Source organism: Ensifer adhaerens (genome assembly GCF_002007205.1).
GTDB lineage: Bacteria > Pseudomonadota > Alphaproteobacteria > Rhizobiales > Rhizobiaceae > Ensifer > Ensifer adhaerens_D.
Map to the genome: position 1 here is coordinate 1,217,948 of NZ_LAZS01000005.1, position 20,902 is coordinate 1,238,849.

Genomic DNA, 20,902 nt, shown 5'->3' on the forward strand with positions numbered 1-20,902 from the left:
CACGGGCGCTTAATGGCCGGGCCATCAGATTGAACTGATCGAATCAATGCCAAATCTCGATAAGCGAAGTATATCTTTCATTTCTAAAATAAAAAAATCCGCGGCATTTCCGCCGCGGATTTCAATCTTTTGTCGTCGGGCGCCCATTGGCGCCCTCGTTCATCCGGTCGAACGGCTTGCGTCAACCGGCCTCGGCGACGCGTGTGAGCGCAACGCCGAGCGAGTCTTTCTGTAGGTCGAGCTCGACGAGGCGTTCGCGCTCCGCTTCGACCAGTTCCGGCTTTGCGTTGGCCACGAACTTTTCATTGGCCAGTTTTCCGAGAATCCGCTCGCGCTCCGCCTCCACCTTGGCGATGGCCTTCTCCAGCCGTGTCTTTTCGGCGGAAAGGTCGATCAGGTTGCCGAGCGGCAGGCAGGCCGTCGCCTCGCCAACGACGATCTGGGCGCTGCCGCGCGGCGCAACCGCGGCGTGGTCGATATGCTCGACGCGCGCCAGGCGGCCGATGGCCTGGGCATGCTGCAGCAGGCGTTCCCGCGTCAGGCTGTTGGCGCCGACAACGATCAGCGGCGCGGTTGCCGCCGGCGGAACGTTCATCTCCGAACGAACGGAGCGAATGCCCGAAACGAGATCGATCAGCCAGTTGATCTCGTCGGCCGCCGTGTCATCGGCGTAGGACGGCGCCGGCCATTCCGCGTGGCAAAGCAACGTCGGACGCTCCTGCCCTTCGCCTGCCGTCTGCGCCCAGAGTTCTTCCGTCATGAACGGCATGAACGGGTGCAGCAGCTTGTAGATCTCGTCGAGAACATAGGCGACACAGGCCTGCGACTCGCGTTTTGCCGCTTCGTCCTCGCCACCAAAGACGGGCTTCAGCAATTCGAGGTACCAGTCGCAGAACTGGTTCCAGACGAACCGATAGAGGCTGCTGGCCGCGTCGTTGAAGCGATAGGCATCGAGCGCCTCGCTGACGTCGAGGATGGTGCGCGACAGTTCCGTCAGGATCCAGCGGTTGATGGTCAGCGACGCAGCTTCGGGAATGAAGCCTTCGCTGCTGGTCACGCCGTTCATCTGGGCAAAGCGCGTCGCGTTCCACAGCTTGGTGCCGAAGTTGCGATAGCCGGCGATACGGGCCGGATCGAGCTTCACGTCGCGTCCCTGGGCCGCCATGATCGCTAGCGTGAAGCGCAAGGCGTCGGCGCCATACTCGTCGATCAGTTCGAGCGGATCGATGACGTTGCCCTTCGACTTCGACATCTTCTGGCCGTTCTTGTCGCGAACGAGCGCATGGACATAGACCGTATGGAAGGGCTCGACCGGGGTGCCGTCTGCATCCTTCATGAAATGCAGGCCCATCATCATCATTCGGGCGACCCAGAAGAAGATGATGTCGAAGCCGGTGACCAGCACGTCGGTCTGGTAGTATTTCTCCAGCTCCGGCGTTTCGTTCGGCCAGCCGAGCGTGGAGAACGGCCAGAGGGCCGAGGAGAACCAGGTGTCGAGAACGTCTTCGTCGCGCGTCAGGATCTCGCCCGGCTTGAAGTTTTCAAGCAGGTCCTCGACATAGGCCTTCATCGGGCCTTCATGCGCCAGATAGTGCTGGATCGCCGCATGCAGCGCCTCTTCCTCGGTCTTTTCGACGAAGACCTGGCCGTCCGGACCGTACCAGGCCGGAATCTGGTGCCCCCACCAGAGCTGGCGCGAAACGCACCAGGGCTGAATGTTCTCCATCCACTCGTAGTAGGTCTTCTCCCAGTTCTTGGGAACGAAGTTGGTCCGCCCTTCCTTGACCGCAGCGATCGCCGGCTTGGCGAGCGTCTTGGCATCGACGTACCACTGCTCCGTCAGGCGCGGCTCGATCGGCACGCCACCACGGTCGCCATGGGGAACCATGTGCTTGTGCGGCTCGATCCTGTCGAGAAGACCGGCCTCTTCGAAGATACGAACGATGATCCTGCGCGCTTCGAAGCGATCCTTGCCCTCAAGCTCGTCCCAGGCGCCATGGAGGGCAGCCGGTTCAGCCAGTCCCTCGAGGAAGTCCTCGTTGTCCTTGATGGTGATGCGCCCCTCGATCGTCAGGATGTTGATCGCACGCAGACCTGCACGCTTGCCGACGTCGAAATCGTTGAAATCGTGTGCAGGCGTGATCTTCACCGCGCCTGTACCGGCGGTCGGGTCAGCATAGTCGTCCGCGACAACAGGAATGCGACGACCGACGATCGGCAGGATGACGTGCTTGCCGATCAGCGGCTTGTAGCGCTCGTCCTCCGGATTGACGGCGATGCCGCTGTCTCCGAGCATGGTTTCGGGACGCGTGGTGGCGACGACGAGGTAGTCACGCTTCTCCCACTCGGTCGCCTTGCCGTCTTCATCGAAGGCAACCGGGTAGTCGAAGGTCACGCCGGGCTCGAGCGGATAGCGCAAGTGCCAGAGGTTGCCATTGATCTCGTGCTGTTCGACCTCCAGATCCGAAATCGCGGTCAGAAGCTTCGGGTCCCAGTTGACGAGGCGCTTGTCCTTGTAGATCAGGCCTTCCTTGTAGAGCGAAACGAAGACCTCCAGAACGGCCTCGGACAGCCCTTCATCCATGGTGAAGCGTTCGCGCGACCAGTCGCAGGAGGCGCCAAGCCGCTTCAGCTGGTTGAAGATCAGGCCACCGGATTCGGCCTTCCATTCCCAGACCTTCTCGATGAAGGCTTCGCGGCCCATCTGCCGGCGGTGCTGCTGGCTCTCCATCAGCTTGCGCTCGACAACCATCTGGGTGGCGATGCCGGCATGGTCCATGCCCGGCTGCCACAACACGTCCTTGCCGCGCATGCGTTCGAAGCGAACCAGCACGTCCTGCAGCGTGTTGTTGAGCGCGTGTCCCATGTGCAGCGAGCCGGTCACGTTCGGCGGCGGGATCACGATGCAGAAGCTATCGGCGCCGGGCTTGGCACCCGCCCCTGCACGAAACGCGTTTTCTTCGTCCCACTTCTTGGCGATACGCGGGTCGACGGATGCGGAATCGTAGGTCTTATCAAGCATTTTGGAGCCAATTTAGGAGATTGATGTCAGCGTCTTGTAAACCGGAACGGCCGGTGCAAGTCAACACGAACGCAAAAAGCCGCGACGATCGCGCGGCTTCTTTCATTTCCGGGGTGGGGTTTTAGCGGCGAGGACCGCGCGCGACGCGCTCGATCTCCTCGCGAACGAGCCGCTCGACTAGCGTCGGCAGATTGTCGTCCAGCCATTCCTGCAGCATCGGCCGAAGCATGTCTTCGGCGATTTCATCGAAAGATCGGCGCGAGCCCTGGTCCATGGCGTGGGCGAGATCGCCGAAGGACTGCGCGACCTTGCGGCCAACTTCAGGAGAGACGATTGCAGCCAGCGATTTCTCCGGCGCCGACGCTTCCAGCGGAACGGTGGGCATGGGGGCAGCAGCGCTTGCCACTTCCCGGAGCTCCACGACTGGCGGCGCTGCGACAACCTCCGGCTCCGCCCGCCCTTGCGCGGCAGAAACCGGCTCGACGACCGGCGTCTTCGGCGCGGAAACCGCCGCCATGCGAGAGGTGACGACCGGGCTGTCCTGGATGGCTACGACCTGCGGCGCAGGCTGCACCTCGCGCCCGGTAAAGCCCGTGGCATGGCGCTCGGATGCGGCGCGGACCCGTGCCGCGACATCGGCGAGCGAAAGCGGCGGCTGCCCCACGGACGACGCCTCCGACAGAGCAGCCGAGTTCTCGCTGGGCGGCGCGACAGACACCGGCGGCTGCGCTTCGTCGCGTTCGTCCCGCCGGCCAAAGGCGATCGTCTCGATCTCGCTATCGATGGTCAGCTCGATCTCGTCGCTCGCCTCGTCCTCGAATTGCTCCTGCGGCGAAAATCCGGCTTGCCCGGGTTCGTTGCTCTCAATGATCTTGCGGATGGACGCCAGGATTTCATCCATCGAAGGTTCGCGCGCGACATTGAGCTGTGCCATTTCCATCCTCGTTTGACGCGGTCGACATGTGCCAAAAGCGAACATGCGCCGATTTACGACAAACCTTAAGTGAGTTCGCAGCCGAAACAAACGCCACGAATCAGCCACTCAGATTCTTGCACAGATTTGTTTTCAGGGGAAAAAATAGAAACGCCCCGGGGGAATCGGGGCGCTGCTGAAATTTATGGAAAGACGAGAGGCCGCTCTTAGCGACCATCAACAGTGCGCAAACCGAACCACTTGTCCTTGACGGCTTCGTAGTGCTCTTCGGCACGGTACTCGGCAACCTGCAGTCCCTGATCCCTCACCGTCAGACGCGCTGAAGCGGCAAGCAGCGAGTAGCTGGCAACGACCGCATCGCGCTGCGCGAGCGCCAGGAGTTCTTGCGCCTGAAGCACGTCCTGCTGCGAATCGAGCACGTCGAGGGTCGTGCGCTGGCCGACCTTGCGCTCTTCGATAACGCCGTCCAATGCCAGCTTGGCGGCCGAAATCTGTGCCTTGTTCGCCGAGATGCGCGCAATCGCGGCTTCGAGCTGGGCATAGGCGGAAACGATGGTCTGCTCCACCGCAGCACGAGCGGAATCGACCAGAATGCGCTGCTGCCCCAGACGTTCCTTGGCCTGGCGGATCTGGCCGTATTCGCGGCCACCCTGGTAGATCGGCACTTCGAGGCGCGCCGTAATGCTTGCACTGTTGCTGTCGAGACCGTCGGTGCCGGTATTGCCGGTGGTGCGGCCGACCTGGCCCTGCAGGGTCACGCCGGGAAGCATCGAGCCTTCCGCCGACTTGACCTGATAGCCGGCCGAATCAACGGCGTACTGCGCCGAGAGAATGATCGGGCTTTCCCGCAGTCCGGTCGCGACCGCCTGATCGAGCGTGCGCGGCAGGCTCTTGGAAGCAGGCGATGCCTGCTTGATGCCGCGCGGCACGTCGCCGACGATCTGGACATAGGTCGCTTCGCTCTGCTTCAACTGGGCGACGGCGACGATAAGCTGCGACTGGGCGTTGGCGAGCGACGCTTCGGCGAGGCTCACGTCCGTGCGGGTGCCCTCACCCACGTCGAGGCGAGCCTTCGCGGCGTTCACCTGCTCCTGAAGGAAGGCGATGTTCTGCTTGCGGATCGAGACGAGCTGCTGGTCGCGCGCAATGTTGGAATAGATCGTCGCGGCCGAAAGCAGAATCGAGATCTCGTTGGCGCGCAACGATTCGCGGGTCGAAAACACGTTCGATTCAGCGGCGCGAACATTGTTCAACGTCTGGAAGCCGTCAAAAACCATCTGGTTCACGGTGACGCCAACTTGTCCCTGGTGAAAGTCTCGGGAGCGAGTCTTTTCGGCTTCGACGTTGGAAAGCGTTCCTGAAGCGAAAGCCGCGACCTGGGGCCGAAATCCGGACTTGGCGATCGGAACGCTTTCGTCCGTGGCGCGAAGGCCGGCCCGCGCAGCGTTCAGGTCCGGGTTGTTTGCGTAGGCTTTGGCCATTGCGCCGAAGATCGTTTCGGCCAGCACTGCCTGCGGGGCAAGCAGCAAACTTGTCGAAACGGCGGCCAGGAGGGCCGCTTTGCGGACAATCGACACCATTACTTCTCTCTCCGATCGGGGCGGCAGAGCCTGCCCTCTATTTCCGCGGCGCCGCTCTTTTTGCAAAAAGCGACCCCAACTAGACACGGCGATGAAGCGCTCACACCGCCCACTGGTGAGCAAATCACTACCACTGCACTCTTTGAAACCCGGAATCAGCATTCCGACAACTGGCGAGCCATACTCTGCGCAGCCATTTCAAAAAGAAACAAGTACCCCGTTGCGAATTGGCAACATTGTTATTTTAGCAGCGCATTTAATTGTTGATATCCCTCAATAAGAGGGACCTCAAAAAACAAATTCCTGTGCACGGCGGAAGCCGGGAAGTGGCTTGACCGCGGTGTTGAAATCGGGTCGCTCGGAAGTCTTTCCGTGCTCGTGTACATAGAGTTTAGCGCGAGAAGCGTTGCCAAATCCTTCAACGACGACAAGCCGTCCGCCATCGCGCAGTTGCGCGAAAAGATCGGTCGGCAGAACTTCGACCGAGCCGTGAACGAAGATGACGTCGTAGGGCGCCTCGGCGGCATATCCCTTCTCGAGTTCGCCGGTCACGACGGCGATGTTGTCGTAGCCGAGGCGGGACAGCGTTTCCGTCGCGGTGGCCGCGAGGCCTTCATCGCTTTCGAGCGCAACGACCGAACCGGCAACCTGCGACAGCAGTGCGGACGCGTAGCCGGTGCCGCAGCCGATCTCCAGGACGACATCGGACTTGGCGATTTCGGCCAACTGGAGAAGCTTGGCGAGCGGCGACGGCTCCATCAGGAAGCGCGGCGCGCTGCCATTGGCAACGTCGAGCGCGATATCGGTATCGATATAGGCGAGTTCCTTCATCTTGGCAGGCACGAACTCCTCGCGCGGCACGGTGAGGAACGCGGACAGGACCGAATGGGACGTGACATCGGTCGTCCGGATCTGGTTGTCCACCATCTTGGTGCGCGCTGCTTCGAAATTCATGGTAGTGCCCTCGTGTCCGGATAGGCGCGGCGCCCGTCTTTCGAGCAAGCGCGCACGATCGTCTTCTGGCTCCCATCGGAAAGCCTTTGAGGTAAGCTCATAAAACGGCGTCCGGCCGGTTTCAAGCGACAGCGGCAAAATGCGCCGGAAAAACGGGAGGGAATTGTACGGCAAACGGCGAAGCCGCGGACAACGCGGCTACCGCCCCGGCATCAGCGTCCCGGCGCGCCTTCCAGGCCGACGAGGGCAATCTTGGTGTAGCCGGCATTCTGGATGAGGTTCATCACCGTCATCAGCTCACCATAATCCACGGCCTTGTCCGCCCTCAGGAGGACGCGCGTCTCGGTATTGCCGTCCGTCAGGCGCTTCAGCTCTTCCGCAAAGCGTTCGCGCGCCGTTTCCTCATTGCCGATCGCAAGTGCCAGGTCGGCCTTCAAGGTTACGAAGACCGGCTTGTCATCGCGCGGCGTGGGCCTGGCGGCCGATTGCGGCAGATCCACCTTCATGTCGACGGTCGCAAGCGGTGCCGCCACCATGAAGATGATCAGCAGCACCAGCATGACGTCGATGAAGGGTGTGACGTTGATCTCGCTGTTTTCGTCGAGATCGCCGCCGCCGTCGCTGATTTTTCCAGCCATGGGTCACCCGATCCTTGCGATGGTTGTCTCCGCATGACCGAAGTCCTGACGGCGCGGTTGCGCCTTGCGGGCCAGGCGATGGTCGAGATCGCGACTGACCAGCCGCTCCACGGCAGCAGCCGCATCGGCGAGAATCACCTTGTAGCCACCAACCGACCGGGCAAAATAGTTGTAGATGACGACGGCGGGGATTGCCGCCACCAGGCCAATGGCAGTCGCCAGCAGCGCTTCGGCGATACCGGGCGCCACGATCGCCAGATTGGTCGTCTGCGCCTTGCTGATGCCGATGAAGGAATTCATGATCCCCCAGACCGTGCCGAACAGGCCGACGAACGGGCCGACCGAGCCGATCGACGCGAGAATGCCGGTGCCGCTCGTCATGCGCTTGCCAGCGCGAACTTCGATGCGGGTCAAGAGGGAGGCAACACGTTCCTTCACGCCGCCTGCCGGCGCATGATCGATCACCGCCTCCGAGCGGGCCATTTCGTCGATCGCAGCAGCAACCATCTGAGGCGCCGGTCCCGACTTTCCGTCGAAGGCTGCCTTCACGTCCGACAGGCCGTTGGCGGCCGACAGGAGGCGAACCGCCCGCGTGAGGCGCGCCTTGGCACCCAGGAGCTCCAGAAACTTGACCAGGAAGATCGCCCAGGTGGCGACGGAGGCCAACGCAAGGCCGATCATCACGCTCTTTACCACGACGTCGGCGGCCATGAACATGCCGATGGGCGAGAGGTCGTGTGGCAAGACCGGGCTTGCCCCGCCTTCGGCAGCCGCAGGTGCGCTTTCCACCGCGGTCGCGGCACCCGCCGTGGGAGACCCGTTGCCCGAGGTTGCCGGAGCGACTTGCAGTGGCTGCGCCTGTGGGGCCGGCTCGTTCACCGGAACGGTTTCTACCGTGCGCTGGCTTTCGACCTGCCCCGATGCGGACGGCGCCGTTGCTACCGGCGCGGTTGCGCTGTCCTGCGTGCCGTTGACCACGGGCGCCGTCGTTGTTCCCTCGGTGGTTGCCTGAGCAAAGGCGACCGTCGGGGAAGCGGCCGATGACAGGACCAACATCGCGGCTCCCAGCAAATTGATCGTCGGTCGGGCTCGTCTCGGCATCTCGTTCCTCACGTACTGGTCGATATCGTCATGTCGGGGCGAAGGGTCTTGCCGTCGTCCGCCGCTACCCTTGCGCGTTCCGGGGCTCTTTACGCAAAGGGAAACCGGATGACAAGGATTTGTGGAGTTTATCAATCAAGAATAATTTCGCAACCTTCCATTGCCGGAACTGGACGGGCGTTTTCAGAGCGCAGGCTGATCTTCGACAAAGGTGCCGCTGCGCCACTCATAGGTGCGATGGCGCTCCCAGGGACGGGCAAGCGTTGTGAACGCTGGTTGGAACTGCATGGGAGGCGTGTCCTGCCCTTCCCGCCATTCCGCTCGAATTTCGATCGCGCCCGTGCGGCGAAGCGTCCGCGCGTCCACGATGCGAGCGCGGCGCGCCGGGCAGGCTGCGACATCGACCCGAGCGGCAACCACGACCAGGTCCGCCTGATCACACAAGACAGGAAAGAGGCGCGGGTTTTCGAGAGTGACGATCGTCCAGCCAATGCTGTTGCGCGCCGCGCACCACTGCTTTTCGCGGCAGATGAAACTGCCTGCCGTGCTTGTGTTGACGGCCGATGAAAAATACACGCGGATCGCAGCGGCCTTTTCCTCGCCGATCGGCGGCGCTTTTCCGGCCGCCCGTTCCATAGCCGGATAAAGATCGCCGGCCGTGGGGGCAAGCGTGGTCGGCGGCGCGTGTTTTCCCACGGCGAGCGCCCGTTGCCATTGTGAAAAGACGAAGTCCGGCGGGCGCGGCCGGTTCGTTGCGATAGCGCCATCCGCAACCAGGCCGACGAGCCGGCCGTCCTCGGCGATCACGACGTCGGGCAAGCTGCCATCTTCCAGTGCCAGGCTGAGGAAACCCGCACAGATCAACACCAAGCCGCAGATCGCGAGCCAGCTGCGCAGCACGCAGAGAACGACGCCGCCGACAGCAATCAGCACGAAGCCGATAGGCCCGATGCGGCCGGTGACGACTTCACCATCAAGCGAGGTCACGAACCGGGCGACGTCGAGCATCCGGTCGAGACCCCAGGCCATCGCCGCCAAAGGCAGTTGCTCGAGCCCGAACGGCATCAACAGCATGGCGAACAGCCCGAATGGCATGATCACGATGCTGATCAGCGGCATGGTGAGAATGTTCGCGAGCAAGCCGTAGGCCGGCAGCCTATGGAAATAGGCGATCGAATAGACCGATGTCGCCAGGCCGCCGATGAGCGATGTGACGAGGATGCCAGCGGCGACGCCGGCAAGAAGACGCCCTTTCGCGCCGCGGTCGGCCGCTTCCGTGCGCGTGGCACGCCGCTCGCGCCAGCGTCCGTAGCCGGCAACGAGCGCCAGGGTCGCAGCGAACGACATCTGGAAGCCCGGCCCCGCCACTGCCGAAGGCATGAGGACCACGATGACGATTGCGGCAAGCGCAACGTTGCGCAGGCTGATCGACATGCGATCGAAGAACACCGCGACCAGCATGATCGAAATCATGATCCAGGCGCGAAGCGCCGACACGGCGCCGCCGGAGATGAGAATATAGAGGCAGACCATCAGCAGCGCGCCGGCCGCGGCGATCTTCTTGATCGGCACACGATGCGCCAGCCTCGGAACCATGCTGAGGGCCGTGCGCGCGCCGATCAGGAACGTTCCGGCCGCCAGCGCCATGTTCAGACCGGAGATCGCCAGCACATGGGCGAGCCCCGCCTGCCGCAGCACCTCGACCGTTTCCCGGCTGATCGCCCGCTCCTCGGCGGTGACCAGCGCCGCGGCCAGCGCGCCGGTATCGCCGCCGATCGCCGCGCGGATCCTCTCGCCGACCGCCTCGCGCATTGCAGCCATCTTCGTCTCCACCGCCTGAAGCAGCGAAGCCGCCGTGTCGGGATCTTCGATCGCGGCCTTCTCGGATTGCCTGGGCGCGCCGTAGAAAAATCCGACGGCGCCGACGCCCTTGAAATAGCTGTCGAAGGCGAAGTCGTTCAGGCCGGGCAGCGCCGGGCCTGACGGCGGAGACAGGCGCGCCCTGCCCTCGATCGAGGCGCCGAGCGCGAACGGATCCCCGGAGTTCCGCGTCACCAGCGTCACCTTCAGCGGCTGGCGGCGCAGCTTTGGCCTGCTCGTTTCCTCGACCTCTACCCCATAACGCCATCGGCCGCGGTCATCCTGCTCGCGGGAAAACACCACGCCCCGCACATTCGTGGTGACAGGTGCGTCGAGAACAACCGTGTCGGTGCGCCACGTCTCGACCGCGACCAGCAACATGCCGGTCATGAACAGCGTCACGGCGATCAACGGGCCCCTCAAGGGCACGAGCCTCCCCCTGCACGCCAGCGCTGCCATACCGAAAATGCAAAGCAGCACTGCAAGATTGGCAATCCGGAGGTCGAAGGGCAGCGCCAGCCAGGCGAGCACGCCGAAGATCAAGAACACGGGGATCAACACGAAACCGTGACCGAATGCCCGCTCCTCTTCGATCGCCGCGAGGAACGCCGGCTGGAGCACAGCGGGCCGCAAGCGCGCCGCGCGTGCCGCGATTTCCCGCCATGGCTGCCGGAGAAACAGGGCACGCCGCCCGCTTGTGGCCAAGGTCGCGGCGACAGCGGCGGCATCGGATCCGGGCAGCCTGAAGCTGCCGCGTTCGACGTCGAGCGACGCTTGCCGCATTTCCGTTTCGCTCATTGCGCCCGCACTTTGGCCCCTTGGTTCGCGGCCGATCATGCAACCAACGTCACGCAACTGCAACCGAGGCGGTATCTGCCGAAAAAAGCGGCAAACCTATATAGAATGGTACCGCACCATCATCGGGCGAGCTTATTGATCTCTTTGGACTTATTGCCGTAACATGCCATTATTGCGTCGCCATATGCACGTTTTCGCATCGCACAATTTGCCTTTCGTACAGCTTGGCAGTCGAAAATAAATCATATAGCAAATTCGCAACGTTCATTGTCGTGGCATGTCTCTATGTCACGTTGCCATAAGACGGAGGGTCCGATGACTGAAAAAACCGCGGTTGTAACACTCGATGGAAAGTCTGCGGATCTTCCGGTGCGATCGGGGTCCATCGGCCCCGACGTCGTGGACATCGGCTCGCTCTACAAGCAGACGAAGATGTTCACTTACGACCCGGGCTTCACGTCCACGGCGTCGTGCGAATCCAAGATCACCTATATCGACGGCGACGAAGGCGTTCTCCTGCACCGCGGCTACCCGATTGAGCAGCTTGCAGAACATGGCGACTTCCTCGAAGTCTGCTACCTGCTGCTCTACGGCGAACTGCCGACGAAGGCGCAGAAGGCCGACTTCGACTATCGCGTCACGCACCACACCATGGTGCATGAGCAGATGTCGCGCTTCTTCACCGGCTTCCGCCGCGACGCCCACCCGATGGCCGTCATGTGCGGCTGCGTCGGCGCGCTCTCGGCGTTCTACCACGACTCGACCGACATCACCGATCCGCACCAGCGCATGGTCGCTTCGCTGCGCATGATCGCCAAGATGCCGACGATCGCGGCAATGGCCTACAAGTACCACATCGGCCAGCCCTTCGTTTACCCGAAGAACGATCTCGACTACGCCTCGAACTTCCTGCGCATGTGCTTTGCCGTTCCGTGCGAAGAATATGTCGTCAACCCGGTTCTGTCGCGCGCCATGGACCGTATCTTCATCCTGCACGCCGACCACGAGCAGAACGCTTCGACTTCGACCGTTCGCCTCGCCGGCTCGTCGGGTGCCAACCCGTTCGCCTGCATCGCGGCCGGCATCGCCTGCCTCTGGGGCCCGGCCCACGGCGGCGCCAACGAAGCGGCGCTCAACATGCTTGCCGAAATCGGCACGGCCGACCGCATCCCGGAATTCATCGCCCGCGCCAAGGACAAGAATGACCCGTTCCGCCTGATGGGCTTCGGTCACCGCGTCTACAAGAACTACGACCCGCGCGCCAAGATCATGCAGAAGACCACGCATGAAGTGCTCGCCGAGCTCGGTCACAAGGACGATCCGCTTCTCGAAGTGGCGATGGAACTGGAGCGTATTGCGCTCACCGACGAGTACTTCATCGAGAAGAAGCTTTACCCGAACATCGACTTCTACTCGGGCATCACGCTGAAGGCACTCGGCTTCCCCACCACCATGTTCACCGTGCTCTTCGCGCTCGCCCGCACCGTCGGCTGGATCGCGCAGTGGAACGAGATGATCGAAGATCCGGAACAGCGCATCGGCCGCCCGCGCCAGCTCTATGTCGGCGCTCCGCAGCGCGACTACGTGCCGGTCTCCAAGCGCTGAGATCACGGCCAGCTCCGAAAGACAAAGCCCGGTCAGCGATGACCGGGCTTTTATTTTTCTGGATACGGGAAGTTCCGTTCGAACGTCGTTCACCAGCGGGTCGAGCGGGTTGTCCGAGGCGACATCGCGCAACGCGGCCGCGGCATGCCCGGTGCGCGAAGGTTTGTTCTCATCGAGCGAGGCACTGAGGAGCATAGCGCTCGCCCAAGGATCGACGAAGCTTACCGATTGCTCTTGTTGAGATAGCCAAGCACGATCTTGGCGGCGATCTCGCCGGGCGGCTGATCGGTCGTCATGCGCTGCTGCACCAGTGCGTAACCGTCGAGCATCGAGGCCCGCTGCGCCGTTGCGCCCGAAAGCCGCTCCATCCAGCGCGTCAGAGCGCCCGGACGGATGGACTCGCCGAAATATTCCGAGACGATCGGGAAATCCGCGATCAGGTTGGGCAGCGCTCCGCTCCAGATGCGGATACGCTTGTGCAGGAGCTTCACCAGGAAGTCAGGCGCATAGGTCGAAACGACGGGCACGCCGGCCAGAGCGAGTTCCAGAATGACCGTGCCCGAAGCGGCGATCGCCGCGTCGGCTCGGTCGAAGGCCGCCCATTTGTCGGCCGCACCGACGGAAATCTCCGGTTGGATCGCCCAGGACGCGGTAATTTCCCGCACCAGTCTCTCCTGGCGCGGCACGGTCGGCAGCAGAAAACGAATGCCCGGATGGCGGGCAGCGAGTTCGTCGACCGTCGCGCGGAAGATCGGCAGCAGGCGGCCAACTTCGCTTGAGCGCGAGCCCGGCAGGAGAAGGCACGTCGAAACACGCCCGTCCTTGGCGCCCACGAGGCGTTGCTGCCGGCTGGCGCGAACGGCAAGCACATTGGCATCGCTTGCAAGGCGATGGCCGACATAGGTGGTCAGCGGGCCCTGCAGCCGTTCCATTGCTTCCGGCTCGAACGGCAAGACCGCGAGCACGTGATCGACATAGCCGCGCATGCGCGGCGCCCGCTCCGGCTTCCAGGCCCAGACACTTGGGCAGACGTAGTTGATGACAGGCAGATCCGGCAGCGCGGCGCGCACTTTTCGCGCGACGCGGTGGGTGAAATCCGGGCTGTCGATGATCAGAAGCGCATCGGGCCGGGCCGCGATGATCGCCTTTGCCGTCTGGCGTATGCGCATGATCAGCTTCGGCAGGCGCGCCAGCACCTGGGTGAAGCCCATGATCGACAATTCGGAATAGTCGAAGAGCGAGCGAAGGCCTTCGGCCTCCAATGCCTCGCCGCCAACGCCAACCAGTTCGACCTCGGAGCGGCTTTGCGCCCGCAGCGCACGGACGAGGTCGGCGCCGAGGAGATCGCCGGAAACTTCGCCCGCGATCACAGCAAGCTTGTAGCTTGGCGCATTCATCGCCGTATGCCTCTGGACGCGCGCTCCACCCCGACGACAAACAGCCCCGCCCGATCGGCGACCTCGACCACTTCGCCGCGTTCCAGCACCAGAGCACGCCCGGCCTCGACGGCAACACCGGCAAGACCGGCGCGCTCGGCCAGGGCTATGGTGGACGGGCCGATCGACGGGAGGTCGGCCCGCAGATCCTGTCCGGGCTTGCAAAGCTTGACGAGAACGCCGCGCCGACGGGAGGAAACTCGGCCCTCGGCCTTCAGCATGACGACGCGCTCCAGCATGGCATCCGTGCCCTCGGCCCCCTCGAGTGCCACGACACGTCCGCCGATCGCCACCGCCCCCTGCCCCACGTCGAGCGCGCCGAGCGCATTGGCGGCAGCAATTCCCGCTTCTATATCGCGGCGGTCGTCGCCGTCGGGGGTTACGGTCCCGATGGGGCCCGGTTCGGCCAGGAGATTGGGAACCACCTCGTGCACGCCGATGACGTGCGCACCGCTTGCCTCGATCAGTTGCATCGCCATGCGCAGGACCGCATCGTCGCCGCCCGAAACCAATGTCTTTAGTACAGAGGGTATCTTTGCGAGGGTGCGCAGCGTCGGGCGGATATCACGCCATTCCGGCCGGCGCCGAACCCAGCCGGACAAGACGACGCGATCAATCCCCTCGTCACGAAACGTGCGGCTGATATTGGCGAAATCGCCGATCCCCAGCACCGAATGGTCGAAGCCGACCCAATCGGCTTCTTCCGCTTCCCGCGAGAGCGCAATGATAAAGGGATCTTCGCCGCGCGCACGAACCGCTTCGGCGACGTGGTGGGGCAAAGTGCCGCCACCAGCGATGATTGCGAGCCGGCCGCCGGTCGCTGCGCGGCTCGCAGCAGAAGACATCACGGTCAGGCCTTGCCGCGCTGCGGCGACGACAGCGCCCGGTCGCTTTCGGCGGCGATGAAATCGAGGATTTCGATGACCGGCGCACAATCAATATAGTCTTCGCGAATCGCTGCGGCGTTGGCGCGGATCGATTCCGGCCCTTCGAAAATCTGCTTGTAGGCGCGGCGAACCACATGGATCGTGGCACGATCGATGCCGGCCCGGGTCATGCCGACAACATTCAGTCCGCTCAGCAGACCGGGATTGCCGTTGAGCATGCCATAGGGAATAACATCGTAGCTGACAGCCGACAGACCGCCGACAAAGGCCTGGCGGCCCACGCGCGTGAACTGGTGCACCGCGCAGCCACCGCCGAGAATGACGCGGTCCTCGACCGTGACATGGCCGGCCAGCATCACATTGTTGGACAGGATGATGTTGTTGCCGAGCTGGCAATCATGCGCCACGTGCGAATTGGCGAGAAAGAGGTTGTTGTCGCCGACGACCGTCTTGCCGCCATGTTCGACGGTCCCCGTGTTCATCGTCACGCCTTCGCGGATCGTGCAATTGGCGCCGATCAGCAGCTCGGTATCGACGGCGCTGTGATGAACGCTCTGGGAATCGCCACCGATTGCGGCGTTCGGAAAAATCTTTGTTCCCTTGCCAACGGTCGTCCGGCCGGACACCACAACATGGCTAAGAAGCTCGATATCGTCGCCCAGAACGACTTTCGGCCCGATATAGCAAAACGGGCCGATCTTGACGTTCTCGCCGATCACAGCCCCGCTCTCGACGATCGAGGACGGGTGGACCTTCGCAGATGCTGCAATCATGTTCAGGCGTCTTCCTTGCTGACTATCATCGCGCCGATATCAGCTTCTGCGACAAGTTGCCCGTCAACTTTTGCATCACAGTGAAATTTCCAGATATTGCCGCGCTGCTTCTGCTTGACGACATGGAATTCGACGCGATCGCCGGGCACGACCGGCTTGCGGAAACGCGCATTGTCGATGGTCATGAAATAGACCAGGTTCGTGCCCGTTCCGACCTTGCGGGCGCAGATCGCGCCGGCCGTCTGCGCCATGCCCTCGACGAGCAGGACGCCAGGCATGATCGGCTGCTCGGGGAAGTGGCCGGTGAAATGCGGCTCGTTCGCCGAGACGTTCTTGATGCCGATCGCCGAATTGTCACCGTCGATCTCGATGATGCGATCGACGAGCAGAAATGGGTAGCGATGGGGAAGCAGTTTCAGGATTTCCTGAATATCCGCCGTACCGAGAACCGTTGCTGCTTCACTCATTCGCGCCGCCCTTCTTCTTTTTCTGTCTTTCCTCTGCCCGCATGGCCATTTCCGCAACGTCGCGCAGGAAATCACGCATCGGGCGCGCAGGAATACCGCCATAACGTTCGCCGGCGGGAACATCGGCCGCCACGCCGCTCATGGCGGCGATCTGGACGCCGTCGCCGACGGTAATGTGGCCATTGACGCCGCTGCCGCCGCCGATCATGACGCCATCGCCGATCTTCGTGCTACCGGCGATGCCGACCCCGCTGACGATGCCGCAATAGCGACCGATGCGCACGTTGTGACCGACTTGAACGAGATTGTCGATCTTGGTGCCCTCACCGATCACCGTGTCATCCATCGTGCCACGGTCAATCGTCGTATTCGCGCCGATCTCGACGTGATCCTGGATGATCACGCGCCCGACCTGGACGATCTTGATCATCCCGCCCTTCGGACCCGGTGCATAGCCAAAGCCGTCCTGTCCGATCCGAGCACCGGGGTGAATGATGACGCTGTTGCCGACGAGCGCACAGAGCACGCTCGCGCCTGCGGCAATCGTGCAGTCACGACCGATGCGCACGCCCGGACCGATGATAGCGCCCGCCGCGATCCGCGTGCCGCGGCCGATCTCTGCGCCGGCGCCAACGACAGCCATCGGCTCGACCTCGACATCGTCTTCAAGCCGCGCCGTCGGGTCCACGAAAGCGCCGGGCGCGATGCCGCGCAGGCTCGTATTGCGTGCCGGACGCATCGCAATCTCGTGCAACAGCGTGCCGGCAAGCGCAAAGGCCGTATGCGGGCGGGCCGTCAGAAGGACGGGTATATGGGAAGGAACGAGCGACGCAATCGCCTTGTCGCAGATGATCGCCGACGCCTCGCACGTTTCGAGTTCGGCGCGGCTCTTGCGAGACAACATGTAGCAGACGTCACCGGGCTTTGCCCGATAGACCGGCGCTACGGAACGAACGGCGCGGTCTGCGACCGCGACATCCACCAACTCCGCCCCAATTTGATCCGCCAGGTCACCCAGGCGGATCCCATCATGGGGCGGAAAAAACCAGTTCTGTTCCATGGACACTCCAGAACGATCTTCTCTGGCAGTTCTGGACTGCTTCTTATCAGAACGACGAGGAAATACCGAACTTCAGGTTCTGTACCCGGTCGAAATCTTCCTTGGCAATCGGCCATGCATAGTCGACACGCAGCGGACCGAAGGGCGATGCCCAGATCAGACCGACGCCAACCGACGCACGCAGCGACGAATTGTTGCCTTGCACGGTTTCGCCCGGAGCCATCTTGACCTGGTTGCTATAGAGCGTGCCGGCATCAGCGAAGACCGCGCCGCGGAAGCCGCTGTCACGCGGAATACCCGGGAGCGGGAACGTCGCTTCGGCCGAAGCCGTGAAGTAGGTCGTACCGCCGAGCGAGTCGCCTGTCGCCTTGTCGCGCGGGCCGATACCATTGCGCTCGAAGCCGCGGATGTCGCTGGTGCCAAGCTGGAACTGGTCGAAGACCTGCAGGTCGCTGCCGGTTTCGAAGATATGGCCGGCGCTACCGCCGAGCGAAGCGATGATGTCGGCTTCGTCGTTGACCGTGTAGTACCACTTGGCCTTGCCGGTCATCTTGTAGAAGTCGGAATCACCGCCGAGGCCGGCGAATTCATGCGTGAAGGTCGCGAGAATACCGTCGTGCGGCAGCTGCGCATCGTCGAGCGTGTTGTAGGTGATCGACTGCGACACCGACGAACGAACCCAGTTTCCGCCTTCAACCGCACGAACGTAAGGCGAAGAAAGCTTCGCGACGTTGCCGCTATAGTCGAACTGCGTGAAGTTGTAACGCAGCGTCGTCGACAGGTTCTCGGTGATCGGCGCCGTTACGCGCAGGCTGAAGCCCTGGTCTTCGTAGCTGTAGTTGTCGTCATCGAAGTCGTTTTCGTTCTTGAAGACGTCGAAACCCGCGGCCAGACGATAGCCGAGGAAGTACGGCTCCGTGAACGAAACGTTGTAGGTACGGCTTTCGTCACCACGACCGGCGGCGACGCGAATGTACTGACCGCGACCCAGGAAGTTCTTTTCTTCGATCGAAGCTTCGACGAGGAAACCACCACCGCTACCGGCGGAGTAACCCGCGCCGATACCGAACGAACCGGTCGACTGATCCTGAACGTCGACGATCACGACGACGCGGTCAGCAGCACTGCCCGGCGCGGTCGAGATGTTGACGCTCGAGAAATAACCGAGCGCTTCCAGACGGCGCTTGGCGCGCGCGACCATTTCCTGGTTGAAGGCGTCACCTTCGCCCATGTCGAACTCGCGACGGATGACATAGTCGCGCGTGCGGGTGTTGCCGCGGATCTCGATGCGCTCGACGTAAGCACGCTCGCCCTGATCGACCAGGTAGTCGACGGCGATCGTGTGATTGGCGAGGTCGCGGTTGCCGCGCGGCGTAACGCGCGCAAAAGGATAGCCCTCCGAAGCGACGCGCTTCGAAATCTCGCTCATCGTCGCCTGAACGTCCTTGGCCTTGTAGACCGAGCCCTCACGGCTCAGAACGAGACCCTTCAACTCTTCGGCGTTGACGCCTTCGACCGTCGATTCGACGTTGACGGCGCCGAAATCATAGCGCGGACCTTCTTCGACGGTGATCGTCACCGTGTACTCGTTGGTCGCTTCGTTGAGCGCGGCATCCGAGGAAACGACCTGGAAGTCGGCAAAACCGCGGTTGTAGTAGAACTGGCGCAGCAGTTCTTCGTCGGCGCGCAGCTTGTCCGGATTGTAGACGTCCTTGCGGGTGATGAAGGAGAAAATGCCCGATTCCTTCGTCGCGATAACGGACTGCAGGCGACCGTCGCTGTAGGCCTCGTTGCCGACGAAATTGATCTGGGAAATCTTGGTGCGCTCGCCTTCGTTGATGACGAATGCAAGGTTGACCCGCCCTTCGGCGACCGGAACGACCTGCGTCGTCACCGTGACGTCGCCGCGACCGATCGCGGAATAGGCGTCCTTGATGTTCTGGATGTCCGTCTCGACCGTCGCTTCGCTGTAAGGACCAAGCGGTTGCGTGCGCACGATGCCCTGGAGCTTGTCGTCCTTGATCTTGCGGTTGCCGTTGAAGACGACCTGATTGACCAGCTGATTCTCGCTCACGCTGACGACCAGCGTTCCGCCGGAAACGTTGATGCTGACGTCGGAGAAATAGCCGGTCGCATACAGGCGCTTCACGGAAGCGTCGATGTCGGTGTTGCTGAAGCTCTTGCCGGGAACGATCGTGATGTTGGCGCGAACCGTCTCAGCGCTGACGCGCGTGGCGCCGCGAACTTCGACACGATTGATGACCGCAGCTTCTGCAACGGACGTGCCTGCGAGCAACCCAACACCAGCGCCGGAAACAACAATGCTTGTTGACAGCGCAGCCGCCGACACCGCGTTCAAAAACCTTGAACCAGCTTTCATGTTCAAATCTTACCTTTTCCAAACGTCGCGCGGCAATTTCGTGCCGACTCCGGTCACGGTTGCCGTTTTAACCGCTTTTCCCATACAAGCAAGCCAGCTCGTTAATTTCTGTTTACTTCAATTCGAACCGTGGCTTAACGGCCACTACAGCCTCGATTTATCGTAAACAAAACCTTTCGTCGCAAGCCGTTGAAAACCAATCGTTCACAGTATCCGTCGAAATCCCCCTCGCCGTTTCCCCGGCCGAACGCTAGCCGAAGAACATCGATATGTCGTTCCAGGTGGCAAAAACCATGAGCATCAGCACCATGGCAAAGCCGATCCGGTAGGCGACATCCTGCGCGGCCGGGCCCACCGGCCTCCCGCGCAAGGCCTCAACCGCATAGAACATCAAGTGGCCGCCATCAAGCACCGGAACGGGCATGAGGTTAAGCAATCCTATGGAAACAGACAGGATCGCAGCAATATTCAGCAAAAACGGAATTCCAAGCGTCGCCATCTGCCCCGAAACCTTGGCGACGCGGATCGGCCCGCCGATCTGGTCCGCCTTCATCCGCCCGGTCACGACATTGTAGAGATAGTCGAACGTGCCGGTGACGACGTGCCAGCTTTGCAGGACGCCCTGCCCGACGGCCTCGATCGGGCCATAGTTGACGGTGCGGAAGTTGCCGGCCTCCTGATCGGTCAGGATACCGATGACGCCGATTTCCATCTTGTTGCCGAACTGGTCCGTGAGTTCGGTGCGCTGCGGCACCATGGACAGATCGAGCATCGCGCCGTTGCGCTCGATTCGGATCGAAATCGGCATCTCCGGACGAACGCTGACATAGCGGCGAACGTCGTCGAAGGTGACGACCGGCGTATTGTCGATCGAGATCAGGCGATCCCCCGGAACGACACCAGCCTGTGCGGCGGCACTGTTCTCGTTCACCCGCGCAACGACGGGGTCAGCAACCTGACGCCCGTAGACGGAGAACAGAACGGCAAAGATGGCGATGGCGAGGATGAAGTTCGCGATCGGCCCGGCCGCCACGGTTGCCGCCCGCTTCCACAGCTTGGCGCCGAGGAAGGTCCGGCTGCGTTCTTCCGGCGCCAGCGCCTCCAGCCGCGTGTAGTCCGGAGTGCTCGCCGCATCCTCGTCGCCGTAGAACTTGACGTAGCCGCCAAGAGGGATTGCCGCCAGCTTCCACCGGGTTCCATGCCGATCGGTCCAGCCGACAAGCTCGGGGCCAAAGCCGATCGAAAACGCGAGGATGCGAATGCCCGACCAGCGGCCGACGAGATAGTGGCCCATCTCGTGCACGAAGACCAGCAACGTCAGCACCAGAAGGAATGGGATAACGTAGCCGGTCAGAATCTGAAGGGCATCAAGCAGATATGTCATGAACGTTCCTCAAGCACCCGCGG

General features: G+C 62.4%; 16 protein-coding genes. 2 read left to right on the plus strand and 14 right to left on the minus strand.

Translation table 11 applies throughout. The features are described from left to right. Positions 1–181: 181 nt before the first annotated feature. The 7 genes from XB14_RS09635 to XB14_RS09665 all read right to left on the minus strand — a co-directional run bounded on the left by XB14_RS09635 (position 182) and on the right by XB14_RS09665 (position 10,887). Positions 182–3,022 (minus strand): valine--tRNA ligase, encoded by a 2,841-nt coding sequence (locus XB14_RS09635; RefSeq protein WP_077961364.1) that lies wholly within the window; start codon positions 3,020–3,022, stop codon positions 182–184. A 121-nt stretch (positions 3,023–3,143) separates the two neighbouring features. Next, positions 3,144–3,956: a PopZ family protein gene (locus XB14_RS09640; RefSeq protein ID WP_077961365.1), complete on the minus strand. Its 813-nt coding sequence runs from the start codon at positions 3,954–3,956 to the stop codon at positions 3,144–3,146. 206 nt (positions 3,957–4,162) lie between these two features. Then, positions 4,163–5,536 (minus strand): TolC family outer membrane protein, encoded by a 1,374-nt coding sequence (locus tag XB14_RS09645; RefSeq protein ID WP_077961366.1) that lies wholly within the window; start codon positions 5,534–5,536, stop codon positions 4,163–4,165. A 288-nt stretch (positions 5,537–5,824) separates the two neighbouring features. Next, positions 5,825–6,490: a protein-L-isoaspartate O-methyltransferase family protein gene (locus XB14_RS09650; RefSeq protein ID WP_077961367.1), complete on the minus strand. Its 666-nt coding sequence runs from the start codon at positions 6,488–6,490 to the stop codon at positions 5,825–5,827. Between the two features lie 212 nt (positions 6,491–6,702). After that, the gene (exbD, locus tag XB14_RS09655) at positions 6,703–7,128 is read right to left on the minus strand and encodes a TonB system transport protein ExbD (protein WP_077961368.1); all 426 of its coding nucleotides are present in this window, start codon (positions 7,126–7,128) and stop codon (positions 6,703–6,705) included. A gap of 3 nt (positions 7,129–7,131) precedes the next feature. After that, a complete protein-coding gene (gene exbB, locus XB14_RS09660; RefSeq protein ID WP_077961369.1) occupies positions 7,132–8,229 on the minus strand; it encodes a tonB-system energizer ExbB in 1,098 nt (365 codons plus the stop codon). Between the two features lie 183 nt (positions 8,230–8,412). Beyond that, entirely contained in the window at positions 8,413–10,887 is a 2,475-nt protein-coding gene (locus tag XB14_RS09665; protein ID WP_077961370.1) for a ComEC/Rec2 family competence protein, read from the minus strand. 315 nt (positions 10,888–11,202) lie between these two features. Between XB14_RS09665 and gltA the strand changes: the two genes are divergently transcribed. Beyond that, positions 11,203–12,492, plus strand: coding sequence for a citrate synthase (gene gltA, locus XB14_RS09670; protein ID WP_057255779.1), 1,290 nt, complete (start codon positions 11,203–11,205; stop codon positions 12,490–12,492). A gap of 221 nt (positions 12,493–12,713) precedes the next feature. Here gltA and lpxB read toward each other — a convergent pair whose 3' ends face one another. From lpxB to bamA, 6 genes are read right to left on the minus strand one after another with little or no spacing between them, the layout of a single operon-like run. After that, positions 12,714–13,889, minus strand: coding sequence for a lipid-A-disaccharide synthase (gene lpxB / locus XB14_RS09675; RefSeq protein WP_077961371.1), 1,176 nt, complete (start codon positions 13,887–13,889; stop codon positions 12,714–12,716). Next, complete coding sequence (locus XB14_RS09680; RefSeq protein ID WP_077961372.1) at positions 13,886–14,773, minus strand: LpxI family protein; 888 nt, start codon at positions 14,771–14,773, stop codon at positions 13,886–13,888. Before XB14_RS09680 ends, lpxB begins: the two co-directional genes overlap by 4 nt. Positions 14,774–14,778: 5 nt before the next feature. Then, positions 14,779–15,594, minus strand: coding sequence for an acyl-ACP--UDP-N-acetylglucosamine O-acyltransferase (lpxA, locus tag XB14_RS09685; protein ID WP_077961373.1), 816 nt, complete (start codon positions 15,592–15,594; stop codon positions 14,779–14,781). After that, a complete protein-coding gene (fabZ, locus tag XB14_RS09690; RefSeq protein WP_034796695.1) occupies positions 15,591–16,055 on the minus strand; it encodes a 3-hydroxyacyl-ACP dehydratase FabZ in 465 nt (154 codons plus the stop codon). The genes lpxA and fabZ overlap by 4 nt, the downstream gene beginning before the upstream one ends. Then, positions 16,048–17,115, minus strand: coding sequence for a UDP-3-O-(3-hydroxymyristoyl)glucosamine N-acyltransferase (lpxD, locus tag XB14_RS09695; protein ID WP_077961374.1), 1,068 nt, complete (start codon positions 17,113–17,115; stop codon positions 16,048–16,050). Before lpxD ends, fabZ begins: the two co-directional genes overlap by 8 nt. Positions 17,116–17,161: 46 nt before the next feature. Next, positions 17,162–19,495, minus strand: a complete 2,334-nt coding sequence (gene bamA, locus XB14_RS09700) for an outer membrane protein assembly factor BamA (protein WP_077961375.1) — start codon at positions 19,493–19,495, stop codon at positions 17,162–17,164. Between bamA and XB14_RS33165 the strand changes: the two genes are divergently transcribed. After that, positions 19,437–19,661 (plus strand): hypothetical protein, encoded by a 225-nt coding sequence (locus XB14_RS33165; RefSeq protein ID WP_179119520.1) that lies wholly within the window; start codon positions 19,437–19,439, stop codon positions 19,659–19,661. The genes bamA and XB14_RS33165 overlap by 59 nt on opposite strands. An 84-nt stretch (positions 19,662–19,745) precedes the next feature. Here the strand turns inward: XB14_RS33165 and rseP are convergent, their stop codons facing one another. After that, the gene (rseP, locus tag XB14_RS09705; protein WP_077961376.1) at positions 19,746–20,879 is read right to left on the minus strand and encodes an RIP metalloprotease RseP; all 1,134 of its coding nucleotides are present in this window, start codon (positions 20,877–20,879) and stop codon (positions 19,746–19,748) included. Positions 20,880–20,902: the final 23 nt, after the last annotated feature.

Excerpts from the sequence above, each read along its gene's own strand:
- XB14_RS09635 (WP_077961364.1), bottom strand. The coding sequence starts at position 3,022 with ATGCTTGATAAGACCTACGATTCCGCATCCGTCGACCCGCGTATCGCC.
- XB14_RS09640 (WP_077961365.1), bottom strand. The coding sequence starts at position 3,956 with ATGGCACAGCTCAATGTCGCGCGCGAACCTTCGATGGATGAAATCCTG.
- XB14_RS09645 (WP_077961366.1), bottom strand. The coding sequence starts at position 5,536 with ATGGTGTCGATTGTCCGCAAAGCGGCCCTCCTGGCCGCCGTTTCGACA.
- XB14_RS09650 (WP_077961367.1), bottom strand. The coding sequence starts at position 6,490 with ATGAATTTCGAAGCAGCGCGCACCAAGATGGTGGACAACCAGATCCGG.
- exbD (WP_077961368.1), bottom strand. The coding sequence starts at position 7,128 with ATGGCTGGAAAAATCAGCGACGGCGGCGGCGATCTCGACGAAAACAGC.
- exbB (WP_077961369.1), bottom strand. The coding sequence starts at position 8,229 with ATGCCGAGACGAGCCCGACCGACGATCAATTTGCTGGGAGCCGCGATG.
- XB14_RS09665 (WP_077961370.1), bottom strand. The coding sequence starts at position 10,887 with ATGAGCGAAACGGAAATGCGGCAAGCGTCGCTCGACGTCGAACGCGGC.
- gltA (WP_057255779.1), top strand. The coding sequence starts at position 11,203 with ATGACTGAAAAAACCGCGGTTGTAACACTCGATGGAAAGTCTGCGGAT.
- lpxB (WP_077961371.1), bottom strand. The coding sequence starts at position 13,889 with ATGAATGCGCCAAGCTACAAGCTTGCTGTGATCGCGGGCGAAGTTTCC.
- XB14_RS09680 (WP_077961372.1), bottom strand. The coding sequence starts at position 14,773 with ATGTCTTCTGCTGCGAGCCGCGCAGCGACCGGCGGCCGGCTCGCAATC.
- fabZ (WP_034796695.1), bottom strand. The coding sequence starts at position 16,055 with ATGAGTGAAGCAGCAACGGTTCTCGGTACGGCGGATATTCAGGAAATC.
- lpxD (WP_077961374.1), bottom strand. The coding sequence starts at position 17,115 with ATGGAACAGAACTGGTTTTTTCCGCCCCATGATGGGATCCGCCTGGGT.
- XB14_RS33165 (WP_179119520.1), top strand. The coding sequence starts at position 19,437 with ATGCTTGTTGACAGCGCAGCCGCCGACACCGCGTTCAAAAACCTTGAA.
- bamA (WP_077961375.1), bottom strand. The coding sequence starts at position 19,495 with ATGAAAGCTGGTTCAAGGTTTTTGAACGCGGTGTCGGCGGCTGCGCTG.
- rseP (WP_077961376.1), bottom strand. The coding sequence starts at position 20,879 with ATGACATATCTGCTTGATGCCCTTCAGATTCTGACCGGCTACGTTATC.